This is a genomic window from Amycolatopsis sp. La24, from assembly GCF_029087445.1.
GTDB lineage: Bacteria > Actinomycetota > Actinomycetes > Mycobacteriales > Pseudonocardiaceae > Amycolatopsis > Amycolatopsis nivea.
Genome location: NZ_JARACH010000019.1, coordinates 36,761 through 50,881, shown reverse-complemented (window position 1 = coordinate 50,881; position 14,121 = coordinate 36,761). Strand labels below are relative to the sequence as shown.

15 protein-coding genes are annotated in these 14,121 nt (G+C 67.3%); 10 read left to right on the top strand and 5 right to left on the bottom strand.

Translation table 11 applies throughout. The annotated features are described in order from the left end of the window. Nucleotides 1-2: 2 nt before the first annotated feature. The 4 genes from PUT80_RS19545 to PUT80_RS19530 form a co-directional block, all read right to left on the bottom strand. Nucleotides 3-1,277 (bottom strand): DUF222 domain-containing protein, encoded by a 1,275-nt coding sequence (locus PUT80_RS19545; RefSeq protein ID WP_275293045.1) that lies wholly within the window; start codon nt 1,275-1,277, stop codon nt 3-5. A gap of 151 nt (nt 1,278-1,428) precedes the next feature. Further along, nucleotides 1,429-1,881 (bottom strand): GNAT family N-acetyltransferase, encoded by a 453-nt coding sequence (locus tag PUT80_RS19540; protein ID WP_275293044.1) that lies wholly within the window; start codon nt 1,879-1,881, stop codon nt 1,429-1,431. A 43-nt stretch (nt 1,882-1,924) separates the two neighbouring features. Next, complete coding sequence (locus PUT80_RS19535; protein ID WP_275293043.1) at nt 1,925-2,968, bottom strand: MBL fold metallo-hydrolase; 1,044 nt, start codon at nt 2,966-2,968, stop codon at nt 1,925-1,927. Between the two features lie 104 nt (nt 2,969-3,072). Next, nucleotides 3,073-3,771 carry a hypothetical protein gene (locus PUT80_RS19530; RefSeq protein ID WP_275293042.1) on the bottom strand — a complete coding sequence of 233 codons (699 nt, stop codon included), beginning with the start codon at nt 3,769-3,771 and terminating at the stop codon, nt 3,073-3,075. Between PUT80_RS19530 and PUT80_RS19525 the strand changes: the two genes are divergently transcribed. The 6 genes from PUT80_RS19525 (at nt 3,770) to PUT80_RS19500 (ending at nt 9,120) form a co-directional block, all read left to right on the top strand. Further along, nucleotides 3,770-3,925 carry a hypothetical protein gene (locus PUT80_RS19525; protein WP_275293041.1) on the top strand — a complete coding sequence of 52 codons (156 nt, stop codon included), beginning with the start codon at nt 3,770-3,772 and terminating at the stop codon, nt 3,923-3,925. The two genes, PUT80_RS19530 and PUT80_RS19525, sit on opposite strands and share 2 nt — an antisense overlap. Further along, nucleotides 3,918-4,952: a methionine synthase gene (locus PUT80_RS19520; protein ID WP_275293040.1), complete on the top strand. Its 1,035-nt coding sequence runs from the start codon at nt 3,918-3,920 to the stop codon at nt 4,950-4,952. The genes PUT80_RS19525 and PUT80_RS19520 overlap by 8 nt, the downstream gene beginning before the upstream one ends. 72 nt (nt 4,953-5,024) lie before the next feature. Next, nucleotides 5,025-5,735 carry a hypothetical protein gene (locus tag PUT80_RS19515; protein ID WP_037811798.1) on the top strand — a complete coding sequence of 237 codons (711 nt, stop codon included), beginning with the start codon at nt 5,025-5,027 and terminating at the stop codon, nt 5,733-5,735. A gap of 11 nt (nt 5,736-5,746) precedes the next feature. Further along, nucleotides 5,747-7,906 (top strand): NAD-dependent DNA ligase LigA, encoded by a 2,160-nt coding sequence (gene ligA / locus PUT80_RS19510; protein ID WP_275293039.1) that lies wholly within the window; start codon nt 5,747-5,749, stop codon nt 7,904-7,906. Beyond that, nucleotides 7,899-8,393, top strand: a complete 495-nt coding sequence (locus tag PUT80_RS19505; protein ID WP_037811794.1) for a GNAT family N-acetyltransferase — start codon at nt 7,899-7,901, stop codon at nt 8,391-8,393. The genes ligA and PUT80_RS19505 overlap by 8 nt, the downstream gene beginning before the upstream one ends. Before the next feature lie 322 nt (nt 8,394-8,715). Beyond that, entirely contained in the window at nt 8,716-9,120 is a 405-nt protein-coding gene (locus tag PUT80_RS19500) for a PASTA domain-containing protein (RefSeq protein WP_037811792.1), read from the top strand. Nucleotides 9,121-9,348: 228 nt separating this feature from the next. Here the strand turns inward: PUT80_RS19500 and PUT80_RS19495 are convergent, their stop codons facing one another. After that, nucleotides 9,349-10,002, bottom strand: a complete 654-nt coding sequence (locus tag PUT80_RS19495; RefSeq protein ID WP_037716711.1) for an amino acid-binding protein — start codon at nt 10,000-10,002, stop codon at nt 9,349-9,351. Nucleotides 10,003-10,223: 221 nt separating this feature from the next. On the opposite strand from PUT80_RS19495, the gene gatC reads away from it, so the two are divergent. From gatC to PUT80_RS19475, 4 genes are read left to right on the top strand one after another with little or no spacing between them, the layout of a single operon-like run. Then, complete coding sequence (gene gatC, locus PUT80_RS19490; RefSeq protein ID WP_037811790.1) at nt 10,224-10,523, top strand: Asp-tRNA(Asn)/Glu-tRNA(Gln) amidotransferase subunit GatC; 300 nt, start codon at nt 10,224-10,226, stop codon at nt 10,521-10,523. Next, a complete protein-coding gene (gatA, locus tag PUT80_RS19485) occupies nt 10,520-12,037 on the top strand; it encodes an Asp-tRNA(Asn)/Glu-tRNA(Gln) amidotransferase subunit GatA (RefSeq protein WP_037811788.1) in 1,518 nt (505 codons plus the stop codon). The genes gatC and gatA overlap by 4 nt, the downstream gene beginning before the upstream one ends. Further along, a complete protein-coding gene (gatB, locus tag PUT80_RS19480; protein WP_182892232.1) occupies nt 12,034-13,539 on the top strand; it encodes an Asp-tRNA(Asn)/Glu-tRNA(Gln) amidotransferase subunit GatB in 1,506 nt (501 codons plus the stop codon). The genes gatA and gatB overlap by 4 nt, the downstream gene beginning before the upstream one ends. Then, a complete protein-coding gene (locus tag PUT80_RS19475) occupies nt 13,540-14,058 on the top strand; it encodes a hypothetical protein (RefSeq protein WP_275293038.1) in 519 nt (172 codons plus the stop codon). The last annotated feature ends 63 nt before the right edge of the window (nt 14,059-14,121 follow it).

Here is a 14,121-nt window from a genome sequence, read left to right as displayed (position 1 = left end):
CCCTACGCGCCTAGGCGTTCCTCCTCAGGTTGCTCCGGCGTGGGCTGTGGATCGTGCAGTGGCGGAGGCGCGCTTTCAGCCGTCTCGCCCGTCGGAGTCGTGACGATCAGCTTCCCGTCCTGCATGACCTCATAGCTCCAGTCGGCTCGATTCTTGAGACGACGGTGACGTAGGCAGTAGCTCAAAGTCGAGTCTGCGTCCGCGGAATCGGGGCCGGTCGGCTCCGTGAGGCAGTTGTGTGCGGGCCGCGGGCAGCCGGGCTGTCGGCACTCACGGTCGCGGACCCGCACGAACTCCTCGACATCGATGTTCGGCCGATACCGGAACTTGCCGACCTCGATCACTTGCCCGGTCAGCGGGTCAGTGATGACCCGGCGGACGATCGTGTCGGGACCAGTCGCGATGTGGCGCGCGAGTTCGGCGGGGATATGACCGTGGCCGGCCAGCTCAGCGGGATTCTCGTTGAGGCCTAGATATGTCTTCAGATCGACGTAGAGGTACACCTCGGTCTGCTCGGGAACGCCGCCCTTGCCGCTGAGCAGCAGATCGATCGCGACGTCAGCGCGCAGCTGGTCGAGGGTTCGCTTTTCGTCGCCCGTCTTGAGCGACCGAGCGATCTTGTCGACGCGGAGGTAGGCCGCTGCAGCTTTGTCCGTCGAGGCGTTGTCGATGGAGAACCGCGAGATTCCTTCGCTCTGGTGCTGCAGGATGACGCGACGCTCAGCTTTCCGCTGAGACAGTCGGTTCATCACCCCGTCAGGGTCGATTTTCGTTGCGACGTATGCAGTCGCCTTGCGGACTTGGGTCGGGTTCTTGTCTTCCAGCCGGTGTTCGAGCAGGTAGTCGACCATCCGCGCGTGGTGGTCGGACAGCTGGCTGGTGCCGTCCGTGACTTTCATGGCGCGATAGAGATCGAACTTGCCCTGGTCCATCAGCCGGAAAGTTCGAGGCAGACGGTGGGCCAGAGCTTCGGCCGCGTGGATCATCGCTCCGGCTCGGGTATCGGTGATATGCAAGGCAATCGCGAGCTCGCACGCCAGTTCGTGCGGGTCTGATCTTCGTCTTCGCATGCCCGCCATGCAATGCAACTGCAACGCCTGCAAGCGGGCGATCTGCCGGTTCGCATCCTTTACTGCCGCTATCAACTGGTCTGGCTGCAAGCGATCGAAAAGGCTGAGGTTCGCGTGCATGGTGCGGAGCAGGAAGGCGAGGTCTGCGGTTTCGGTGGTGGTGTTGGTCTGGCCGACGTGATCCGCCGGCGCGGTCGACTTGCTCATGATCGTCACGATACGCATTTATTCGAGCACAGTCAGCTAAATTGCACGAGGGGACCCCTCGTGCAATCGCTTGGCTTCCGGGTGGCAACTCTGGCACGGTGAAGGCAGGGCTATCGAGCGTGCGGACGGTTGAAGCTGCGGGAGGGAGTGATCAGAGATGCAGCTTGAAACCCGTGTGACTCGCGACGAAGCCCAATCGTTCGTAGAAGCGGTGCGCTGCCGTCCTCGTTGTGTCCGAGGTGAGCTGGACCAGGTTGCAGCCGCGTCGTCGTGATTCGTCGATGGCCCACTGCACGAGTTGTGCGCCCATGCCCGAGCTGCGGTGATCGCGGTGCACACGCACGGCTTCGATTTGCCCGCGAAGTGCTCCGCGCCGCGCGAGACCGGGGATGATCGTCAGCTGAAGTGTGGCTACCGGTCGGTCGTTTGACGTTGCGACGACCAGTAGCTGATTTGGGTCTGCATCAATGGTTTTGAAAGCCTGCAGGTAGGGCTCCAGGTCGGCTGGCGAGTCGCGGGTTGCTCCCAGTTGGTCGTCCGCAAGCATCTGGACGATCGCTTCGACATCGTCGGCTCGAGCTCGTCTCACAGTGATAGGAGGCACGGTAGTTCAGTATTCCATTGGGCGATCGCTGGACGGTCGACCGCTACGTGGTCTTGTAGCGGCGAATGCCGTCGACTTCTTCGGCTGCGAGTTTGTTCTGTGAGACCAGCAGATCCAGGTGTGCGCCGGTTTCCAGGACGGCGAGCATCTGATTGAAGGCGTCCATTTCGGACAGTTTGCGGCCGCGGCGGGTCCAGCCGAGGCGGTTGGCGGCTTCGAAAGCGGTGCTTGCCCCTGCTTCGATCTGGGCCGCCATCGTGTCGAGACGTTGCCGGTGGTGTTCGAGAAGTTCGTCGACGCGGGCATGCACGCTGTCGGTGACTGGGCCATGAGCCGGCAGCATTCGCCGGTCCGGCATGCCTCGAACCAGACGGAGAGAGTCGAGATAGTCGTTCAGCGGCAACTCGGCCGGAACCGGCTGGAAGCCGATCGACGGAGTGATGTGCGGGAGCACGTGGTCGCCGGAGAACAACAGGTTTGCTGCGCCGTCGACGAAAACCACATGTCCGTTGGTGTGCCCTGGGGTGTGGACCACGTCGAACTCACGGTCGGGCAGCACCGCTCGCCGGCCGGGTGTCAGCCATTCGTCCGGCTCTTCCCAAAGATTTGCCTCGGTGTGGCGAGGTTCCGAACCGAACAGCTTGCTGAGCGCGGTGATGACCTCTTGCCCGTCGCTGAGGCGAAGGAGATCGAGTTGGGCTTGCATGGGGAACTGGTTCGGGTTGGCGCTCGCGTCCAGTGAAGGCTGCTCGAGCTTGCCTAGGGCGATCCGGTTGCCGAACTCCCGCCGAAGCGCGACTGCCTGTGTGTAATGGTCGCGGTGGACGTGGGTGATGAGGAACTCGCGGACGTCGCCGAGTTCGGCGTCGATCGCCTTGAGCGCGTCGGCTAGCAACTGGCGTGATTCGGTGAGGGCCCATCCCGAGTCGACGAGCACGAGGTTCGCGCCGTCGGTGACGGCGTAGACGTTGACCGCGCGCAGGGCGTCGTTCGGAAGCGGCAAGGGGATCCGGTAGACGCCCGCGGCCACTTCGTAGACCCCGGGATCGGCCCAGTTCGAGTAACTGCCTTCGGGCAACGGCTCCACGGCGACCTCCGTCCAGGCGGGACCTCGGCGTCCCGGACTTTCCTTACATTGGGCCGTATTCCGGTCGCTGTCCACCTGGCGGGGCTGAGACACCGGTCACGTGATCAGCCGGATGGTGCGGTGAGCGCGAGGTCGATAGTCAACGTTGTCGCGATGAGCATGCTGGCCAGCGGCTCGGGGACCTGCTGCGGGATCTCTACGAGACAGGCGTTGCCGCTGAGCGGCGAAAGCTCCGGCGATGGAACTCCGACTTGGGCGACCTCTGCGCCGGCCGGGTCCTCGACCGTGACTTCCCAGCGTTGCCGGCCAGTGGCGATGACGGTGGCGATCGTCTTGCTTTCGGCGCGAAGCGTGAAACGGACGCGGCCTGCGTCGGCCGGGATGATTTCGCCGATTGGAGTTCCGTCCGCGCGTGTGACCACGAAGCGGGCCAACTGGTCCTTCGCGGGTTTCTCGACCTTGAGGACAGTGCTCTGGTTCGCGTCGCGGACCTCGAACCTGCGGCCGATGTGCTGGCCGGATTTCCACAGATGCTGAATGACTCTGCGCAGAAAACTGGGCGTCGTGACGGCCACGTCGCCAATGTGGAGGCCGTGGCGGTCGAACACGCCGTACTCCTGGCCGACGGTGGTCGGCTTCGCCTCCCGGCTGACGTAAAGGACCGGCTCGGTGAAGAGAGTGCGCTCAAAGGAGCGACTTGAAGCCCGGCGGCCCGGTGCGCCGGGCATGTTGCCCCGCCGCGGCTCCCGGGCGGATGCGTCACCGGGTGTTTTGCCGGGCGGTGGCGGGGCGGAGCTGGTCATGACGATCCAGACTAACGCGGTGACCGCGAATTCGGTGCAGGCAAAGGGATATGCGGCGAATGTCCGGCTATTGCCGCGCGGCTGGGTGAAGCTTGTCCACAGGGGCGGTGCGGACGGCACCCGCACGTTCCGCGACAATCCGGCCTGTGACTGAACGACCTTGGCCCGCGGGCGCGGCAACGGGAATCGGGTCTATGCCGGGGACCGATCCCGTCGAGGCCGCTGCCGTGGTGTTCGGAGAGCTTCCCGGCTTCCCGTATGTGCCCGAATTGCCGGCTCGTGGCGTCGGTGCCGACCTGGTCGGCCGGACCGCGGCGTTGCTCGTCGACCTGGCGATCGAGGTTGTGCCCAGCGGTTACCGCGTGGCCGGGAGGCCCGGTCACGAGCATCGTCGCGGGCGTGACCTGCTCCAGTGGGACCTCGACGCCGTCCAAGCCGCCCGCGAGAACGCTGGCGCGCCGGCCGTTCTCAAGACCCAGATCGCCGGGCCGTGGACGCTCGGCGCGGGGATCGAGCTTGCCCGCGGACACCGGGTGCTCACTGACCGCGGGGCGTTGCGGGACTTCACCGCGTCACTCCTCGACGGGCTTGCCCAGCATGTCGCGGAGCTGACCGCGAGGACTGACGCACCGGTGGTCGTGCAGCTCGACGAGCCGTCGTTGCCTGCTGTTCTTGCCGGAAAACTGTCAACTCCGTCGGGGTACGGCAATGTGCCGGCGGTGCCCGAGCCTGAGGTTCGGGAGCTGCTTGCGACGACGATCGAACGGATCGGCGCGTTGACTGGGCAGCCGGTCATCGTCCACTGCTGCGCTCCGCGGCCGCCGATCGCGCTCCTCCGTGCCGCGGGTGCCGGGGCCATCGCGTTCGACGTCAGCCTGCTTGCCGGGGCGTCTGCCGAGCTCCTGGACGAGATCGGCGAGGCTTGGGACAGCGGTATCTCGTTCTTCTTGGGCCTCGTACCGGCTACGGACCCGGTGACGGCTCCGGGCCTGAAAGACCTCGCTTCGCCGGCGCTCAAGCTCGTGGACCGGCTGGGGTTCAACCGTTCAATCCTGGCCGAGCGTGCGGTTCCGACGCCGGCGTGCGGGCTGGCCGGTGCCACGAACGAGTGGATGCGCCGTGCGCTCGCTCTTAGTAGCGACCTGGGCAAAGGGTTCGTGGAGCCACCCGAGAACTGGTGATTTCGCGGACGCGCCGCTGCCGTGACGCGTACCGCGGCTGGCGAAGAGAAACAATCGGGGGAATTCCGAATCATGCGTTTGTTCCGTCGTCGCCGCTCGGAAGCCGACACCGAGGCCGCGCCGCCAGATCCCCGTACGCCATGGCCTGAGCAGCAGGTGCCGTCCGACGCCGTCGCTGCGGCGGCTGCGTTCTGGGAAGGGTGGTACGACCTCCTGCCCGAAGTCAGCGCTGCGCTGGGCGAAGGCGAGCCGCATCGGGTCGAGCACGATCTGTGCGTGCTGGTCGAGGCGCTGCACCCGCGGCTGCACTTCTCGCTCGAACGCGGCCGGACCGCCATCTACGCGTTGGTCGTGAGCGGGCAGGAAGACCCGGAGCTGCGCCCGTACACCGACGCGTGGAAAGCGGCTGGACCGCCGGACGACGCGATCTGGGAGTACCACGATTCGGTGCCTCCGGTCCCGGACCCGACAGAGGTGACGGTGAACCTGGGCGAGCATCGGATCTCGCTGGCCGATGTCCGGGTTGTCGCGCAGGTGGACGATGGCGTGGTCGACGTCGCAGTCCATCATCCGGCGTTCGCGGAGCTGGACGAGGCTGCCCGCACCACGATGACGTTCCTGCCGCTCGACGCGACGTTAGGCGAGCGTCTGGCCGCCGAGAGGCTCCGCCGGGTCGAGACCGCCGAGGCGGTGCCGGAGGGCACGATCGATCTGCTGGAGTTCCGGGAGCTGGTCCGCGGACTGACGGAGCGACCGGACGAAAGTGTCGGTGCCTCCGGCTAGGCTCACCACCTGTGAGCAGCACCGACCTTCCCCAAGACCAGGCGGCCGTGGAGGCCGCCCAGGACGTGACCGACGTACCGGCCGACGTGCGCGAGCGGCACGGCGCGCTCGCCGAGGAGATCCGCGGCCATCAGTTCCGGTACTACGTGCTGGATTCGCCGATCGTCTCCGACGGCCAGTTCGACGCGCTCCTCAGCGATCTCCAGGAGATCGAGGACGAGTACCCGGCGCTGGTCACGCCGGATTCGCCGACCCAGAACGTCGGCGGCACGTTCTCCACCGAGTTCGTCGCGCACGACCACCTCGAGCGCATGCTGAGCCTGGACAACGTGTTCGACACCGAGGAGTTCCTCACCTGGGTCGAACGGGTCGAGAAGGAAATCGGGTCCACGGAGTACTTGGCCGAGCTGAAGATCGACGGGCTCGCCATCAACCTGCTCTACGAAAACGGCAAGCTCACCAGGGGCCTTACCCGCGGCGACGGGCGTACGGGCGAGGACGTCACGCTCAACATCCGCACCCTCGACCAGGTACCGGACCAGCTCACCGGCACCGACGAGTTCCCAGTGCCGAAGCTCGTCGAGGTGCGCGGCGAGGTCTACTTCCGCGTCGAGGACTTCCTTGAGCTGAACGCGAAGATGGTCGAGGCGGGCAAGTTGCCGTACGCGAATCCGCGCAACACCGCTGCCGGGTCGCTGCGGCAGAAGGACCCGAAAATCACCAGGGAGCGCCGGCTACGGCTGATCTGCCACGGTCTCGGCAAGCGCGATGGTTTCGAGCCGGTGACGCAGTCGCATGCTTACGACGCGTTGGCGGCGTGGGGGTTGCCGGTGTCGCCGCACACGCGAGTGCTGCGGACCGGCAAGGAGCTCACCGATCACATCGCCTATTGGGGTGAACATCGGCACGACGCCGAGCACGAGATCGACGGCGTGGTGATCAAGGTCGATCAGGTCGCTTTGCAGCGCCGGCTCGGCACCACGTCGCGTGCGCCGCGGTGGGCGATCGCGTACAAGTATCCGCCGGAAGAGGCGATCACGACGTTGCTCGACATCCAGGTCGGCGTCGGGCGCACAGGGCGGGTCACCCCGTTCGCCGTAACCGAGCCTGTGAAGGTCGCGGGCTCGACGGTCGCGCGGGCGACGCTGCACAACCAAGAAGAGGTCAAGCGCAAGGGCGTGCTGATCGGCGACCGGATCGTGATCCGCAAGGCCGGCGACGTGATTCCCGAGGTGCTCGGTCCCGTCGTCGACGCGCGGACCGGCGACGAGCGCGAATTCGTCATGCCCACCGAATGCCCGGAATGCGGCACGGAACTCGCCTATCAAAAGGAAGGCGACAAGGACATCCGGTGCCCGAACACCCGGTTCTGTCCTGCGCAGCTGCGGGAACGGCTGTTCCATCTCGCCGGTCGCGGTGCGTTCGACATCGAGGTGCTCGGGTACGAGGCGGCGGTTGCGCTGCTCGACGCCAGGGTGGTCGCTGACGAGGGCGACGTATTCGACCTCACCGAGGAGGCGCTCGCCGAGGTGGAGTTGTTCCGCACCAAGGCAGGCGACCTGTCGGTGAACGCGCGGAAGCTTCTGGCGAACCTCGATTCGGCGAAGGACCGTCCGCTGTGGAAAGTGATCGTCGCGCTGTCGATCCGGCATGTCGGGCCGACCGCGGCGCAGGCGCTCGCGCGCGAATTCGGTTCGTTGCAACGGATCGAGGACGCGAGCGAGGAGGAACTCGCGGACGTCGACGGCGTCGGCCCGACCATCGCGCACGCCGTGCAGGAATGGTTCGAGGTCGACTGGCACCGGGAAATCGTCGAAAAATGGCGACGGGCCGGGGTTCGGATGGAGGAAGAGCGCGACGAGTCCATCCCGCGGAATCTCGAGGGCCTGTCGATCGTGGTGACCGGTTCGCTGGACGGGTTTTCCCGTGACGAAGCGAAGGAAGTCATCATGGCGCGCGGCGGCAAAGCTGCGGGATCGGTGTCGAAGAAGACGGCGTTCGTTGTGGTGGGCGAAGCTCCGGGGGCGAAGTACGACAAGGCTGTGCAGTTGAAGGTGCCGGTGCTGGACGAGAACGGGTTCCGCGCGTTGCTGGAGCGCGGCCCGGAGGCGGCTGCGGAACTGGCGCTCGACACCGGTTCGGACGAGGAAGCTGAGGGCGGCGATGAGTGAGGTGGAGATCCGTCCGGCGCGGCCGGAGGAGTTTGAGGCGCTCGGCGAGGTGACCGTCGAGGCTTACCGGATCGAGGGATTCTTCGACACGGACGCGGCGTACGAGGCGAAACTCCGTGACGTGTCGGGGCGAGCGGAGCACGCCGAGCTGCTGGTCGCGGTAGATCCGGACGGAGAGGTCTTGGGCTCGGTCGCGATCGTTCAGCCCGGGAGCAAGCTGTCCGAGATTTCCCAGCCGGGTGAGCTGGAGTTCCGCATGCTGGCGGTCGCGGAGGCGGCGCGCGGGCGAGGGGTCGGGGAGGCGCTCACCCAGGCGGTGCTGACCCGTGGCCGGGAACTCGGCGTCGACCGGGTCGTGCTGAGCAGCCTCGACGTGATGCGGAAGGCGCACCGGCTCTACGAGCGGCTTGGGTTCCGGCGCTTGCCCGCGCGGGACTGGCATCCGCATCCGGGGGTCAACCTGATCGCCTACGAATACGGCTTCTGACCGCTCGTTCTCGCTGGTCAGGGACTTTTGCCGTTTTTTGGCGAAAGCGTTGGACGGGGTTCGCCGCCGGTTTTCGCCGTTGAGTGGCGACGGTTTGGCGAACCCCGCCTGGGCTTCCGTCGGGTACTGGTGAGCGCTTTGGCGGACCTGGCGGTGGGCGTCGGTCGGGCGGAAGTGGTCGAGGCTGTCGCTGGCGGACGGCTGTGCGTCGGCGCGTCTGTTTGGCGAGCTTCGACTGGGTACGGGTTGTAACGTCTGGATGTCTGGCTTCGACTCAAGCTGTCACGCGTGAAGTACCGACTCGTACCGAGGAAGCGTGAGCATGGCGAAATTCGTTCAAGCCGCAGTACCGGTCGTTGGCGTTGCCGCGTTTCTTGCTGTTGCGTGCAACGCGGCACCACAACCTGGTGGCACCTCGACGACGACAGTCACGAGCGAGACTGTGACCGCGACGGCGACCCAGTCCGCGACGGCAACCGTGAGCGCACCGGTCAGCACTGCGCAGCCGGCGACGATCAAAGTCCCTGACGTGTCCGGGATGAATCATCAGGACGCGCAGGACGCCATGCAGGCGGCTGGGCTGTACAACCTGCGCGAGGTCGATTCGTCCGGGAAGAAACGGATGATGATCATCGACCGGAACTGGTGCCAGACCGGGCAGGATCCCAAGCCCGGGACCGTGGTTTCCGCTGGCACAGTCGTCACCCTCTATGCCGACAAGTGCTGATCGCCGCAGCCAGGGGAGTCGGTAGGCGTTTCACCTTCATGAGGGAGATTGTCTGCACTTGAGGACGGCCGACGGCGGCTGAACTACAGTGCGACGAGGGGCCGAGTCGGGCTCGAATTTGTGCTGGCTACGACCTTTTACCGGCCGATTCGCCGATTATCGGCAACCAAGATCCGCCAGACGCTCCGCTCGGCCACCACCTTCAGGACACCTGACCCAAATCTCGGGTCACCCGTCCAGGACCACCGCGACGATCCCGGCGAAGTGCGCCAGCCGGGCGACCTCCGCAGCACGGAAGTTGGGCCCGCCCGGTCGCGCGACGAGCATCGCCTTCCCCGGCTTGCCCAGCGGAGTGGCGGCCAGTTCGGTGCCGAGCTCCTTCCACGTCTCCGGGACCCACGAATCCTCGCCGTCCAAGACGGTCGCACGTTCCAGCGGCAGCCACGGCAAGTCCGTGAACGGGTTCTCTGGCGCCGCGCTCGACGAAGCCAAGCGGCGAGGTCCCGATTCCGCGTGCTCGACGATCACCGCCCACCCGGCGCGGATGATCTTCGGCACACCTTCGGCGAGCAAATCCAGCCCGGCCTTCGGCTGTGCGGCGATCTCCTCGACCAGTTCGAGCTCGCGATGGGTGTCGAGGATGCCCGCGTACGGCCGCACCGCGTCGACCTCGACGCCTTCCACGCTCTCGGCCGCGGTGATCAGCGCGTCCGGGAGCCTGCCCGACGGGAGTTCGACCACCAGGTCGTCGATCGCGAGGCCGCCGCCGCGTTCCACCACGTCCACGCTCAGGATGTCGGCCCCGACCGTGCCGAGCGCGGTCGCGACCGCGCCGAGGGTGCCGGGGGAGTCCGGTAGCTGGACCCGGATCAGGAACGACACCACGCGCCCCTCTCGCCTCAGGCGTCCCAGCCCTGTCGTGGGACGCGCTTGCCGGGCGCCGATTGTGACAGACCGGGTACCCGCGGGGGCCCGCTGTCCGGCAAGCGGGACGCCCTGCCCGGCGCCCGCGGCCCGATAACCCGGTCGAACCGTCCGACGCCGTCACCATAGACTTGCAGCTTCCGAGAGCACCCGCACAGCACACCCCGGGAGTCACCCGCGTGCCCAACATTTCCCGAGACGAGGTCGCACACCTCGCGAGGCTGGCCAGGCTGGCCGTGACCGACGACGAGCTGGACGTTTTCGCCGGCCAGCTCGATCAGATCCTGGACTCGGTCGCGAAGGTCAGCGAAGTCGCCGAGGAAGACGTCCCGCCGACCTCGCACGCCGTGCCGCTGACGAACGTCTTCCGCGAGGACACCGTCCGGCCCAGTCTCGAGCAGCAGGACGCGCTGGCCGCCGCGCCGGCCGCCGAGGACGGCCGGTTCCGGGTGCCGCGGATCCTGGGAGAAGAACAGTGAGCGAACTCGTCAAGCTGACCGCCGCCGAACTGGCGGCGAAGATCCACTCGCGCGAGGTGTCCGCCGTCGAGGTCGCGCAGGCGCACCTGGACCGGATCGCCGCGGTGGACGACCACGTGCACGCGTTCCTGCACGTCGACACGGAAGGCGCGCTCGGCGCGGCCAAGGCCGTCGACGAGCAGCTGGCCGCGGGAGAGCAGCCGGCGTCGCCGCTGGCGGGCGTCCCGCTGGCGCTGAAGGACGTGCTGACCACTAAGGGCGTCCCGACGACCTGCGGGTCCCGCACGCTCGAGGGATGGCTGCCGCCGTACGACGCGACCGTCACGCGCAAGCTGCGCGAAGCGGGCGTCGTGATCCTCGGCAAGACGAACATGGACGAGTTTGCGATGGGCTCCTCCACGGAGAACTCGGCGTACGGCCCGACGCACAACCCGTGGGACCACGCGCGCATCCCGGGTGGTTCGGGCGGTGGCTCCTCTGCGGCGATTTCGGCGTTCGAGGCGGCTCTCGCGATCGGTACGGACACCGGCGGCTCGATCCGCCAGCCCGGCGCTGTCACCGGCACTGTGGGCGTGAAGCCGACGTATGGCGGAGTGTCGCGCTACGGCCTCGTGGCGTTCTCGTCTTCGCTCGACCAGGCCGGGCCGTGCGCGCGTACGGTGCTTGACGCCGCGCTGCTGCACGAAGCGATCGCTGGCTACGACCCGATGGACTCGACGTCCATCAACGCACCGGTGCCGCCGGTTGTCGCCGCGGCGCGCGAAGGCGCGAAGGGCGACCTGTCCGGCGTACGCGTCGGCGTTGTGAAGGAGTTCGGCGGCGACGGCTACCAGGCAGGCGTGCTGCGCTCGTTCCAGGCTGCCGTGGAGCAGCTTCGCGCTCTCGGCGCCGAAGTGGTGGAGGTGTCGTGCCCGCACTTCACGTACGCGCTGCCTGCGTACTACCTGATCGCGCCGAGCGAAGCGTCGTCGAACCTCGCGCGCTTCGACGCGATGCGGTACGGCCTGCGCGTTTCGGACGACGGCGAACACAGCGCCGAAGAAGTGATGTCGCTGACCCGCGAGAAGGGCTTCGGCGCTGAAGTGAAGCGTCGCATCATGCTCGGCACGTACGCGCTTTCGTCGGGCTACTACGACGCGTACTACGGCTCCGCGCAGAAGGTGCGCACGCTCATCACGCGCGACTTCACGCAGGCCTTCGAGAAGGTCGACGTGCTCGTGTCGCCGACGACGCCGACCACGGCGTTCAAGCTCGGCGAGCGCGTGGACGACCCGATGGCGATGTACCTCGCCGACCTGTGCACCATCCCGTCGAACCTCGCGGGCAACGCCGCCATGAGCGTCCCGAGCGGACTGTCCGACGAGGACGGGCTGCCGGTCGGCCTGCAGATCATGGCCCCGGCGCTCGCCGACGACCGGCTGTACCGCGTCGGCGCCGCGTACGAGGCCGCGCGCGACGCCGCTGCCGGCGGCTCGCTCGTGCACCAGGCTCCGGAGCTGGGAGGAACGAAGTGACTGCCGTGGCCGAGTTGATGGACTACGCCGAGGTCATCGAGCGGTTCGACCCCGTACTCGGGCTCGAGGTCCACGTTGAGCTCAGCACGAACACGAAGATGTTCTGCGGCTGCGTCAACGAGTTCGGCGGCGAGCCGAACACCAAGACGTGCCCGACCTGTCTCGGCCTGCCCGGTTCGCTGCCTGCCGTGAACGGCAAGGCGGTCGAGGGCGCGATCCGGATCGGTCTCGCGCTCAACTGCGAGATCGCGGAGTGGTGCCGGTTCGCCCGGAAGAACTACTTCTACCCGGACATGCCGAAGAACTTCCAGACGTCGCAGTACGACGAGCCGATCGCGTTCGACGGCTACCTCGACGTGACGCTGGACGACGGCGAGGTCGTGCGCGTCGAGATCGAGCGCGCGCACATGGAGGAGGACACCGGCAAGTCGCTGCACATCGGCGGCGCGACCGGCCGGATCCACGGCGCCGAGCACTCGCTGCTCGACTACAACCGCGCCGGCGTGCCGCTGATCGAGATCGTCACCAAGCCGATCACCGGCACCGGCGAGCGGGCGCCCGAGGTGGCGCGCGCGTACGTCACCGCGCTGCGCGACCTGCTGCGGGCGCTCGATGTGTCCGACGTCCGCATGGACCAGGGCTCGCTGCGCTGCGACGCGAACGTGTCGCTGATGGCCAAGGACGCGACGGAATTCGGCACGCGCACCGAGACGAAGAACGTCAACTCGCTGCGCAGTGTCGAGCGCGCGGTGCGGTACGAGATGACGCGCCAGGCGGCGATTCTCGCCGAAGGCGGGTCGATCCGGCAGGAGACGCGGCACTTCCAGGAGGCCGACGGCACCACGTCGTCCGGGCGCGCCAAGGAAACTGCGGAGGACTACCGGTACTTCCCGGAGCCTGACCTCGTGCCGATCGCGCCGTCGCGCGAGTGGGTCGAGGAGCTGCGCGCGACGCTGCCGGAGATGCCGTGGGAGCGGCGCAAGCGGATCCAGGAAGAGTGGAAGCTCTCCGACGAAGCGCTGCGCGACCTGCTGAACGTCGGTGCTGTGGACCTCGTCGCGGCGACGGTCGAAGCCGGCGCGACGCCGGACGAGGCGCGCGGCTGGTGGGTCAACACGCTGGCGCAGGAAGCGAACACGCGCGAGGTCGAGCTGACCGAACTGGCGATCACGCCGGCGCAGGTCGCCGAGGTGATCGGGCTCGTGTCCTCCGGGGAGCTGACGAACAAGCTCGCCAAGGAGGTCGTGCAGGGCGTTCTCGCGGGCGAGGGTTCGCCGCGCGAGGTCGTCGAGAAGCGCGGCCTGAAGGTCGTATCCGACGATTCGGCGCTGCTCACCGCGGTCGACGAAGCTCTGGCCGCGCAGCCGGACATCGCCGACAAGATCCGCGGCGGCAAGGTCGCCGCGGCAGGCGCGATCGTCGGCGCGGTCATGAAGGCGACCAAGGGCCAGGCCGACGCCAAGCGGGTGCGCGAGCTGATCATCGAGCGCGTCGGTTCCTGAGTGGCTTTTTCGCTTCGACGCGTCACCTGGCGCGAGTGGCTCGGCCTGGCGGCCGGGCTGCTCGCGGCCGGGTCGACAGCCCTGCCCTGGACGGTGTTGTCGGCGGACACCGCGACGCCCGATGTCCGCGAGGCGTTCAAGACGTTGCCGCACAGCGACGTCGTGCGCACGGCGTGGAATTCGGATCTTTTCTCGTGGGGGCCGCCGTTGCTGCTGGCCGTGGTCGGCCTCGCGGTGGTCCTGTTCGGGCAGGTCACGAAGGCGCGGGTGAGCGGGCTGCCACAGTTGTGGCTGGTGGGCGGCCTGGCGACGGTTTTGCTGATGGTGATCGGCTGGACGACGCTGGACTGGGTGTTCGACAGCGATCAACGGGCGTTCCTGGACGCTGCGGGCGTGTCGATCTCGGGTGGGGTCGGGCGGTATCTCGGGATGGCATTCGCAGTTGGGTCGGTCGTGTTGGCGATCGTGGACATCCGGGCGGCTCGGGCGGAGAGCCGGGCTTCCCGTCGTCGCCGCTGAACGGCGACGCGGGTCGGTCCTGGCTGGGCTTCTGGCAGATTCGCCGCTCAGTGGCGACGGGGT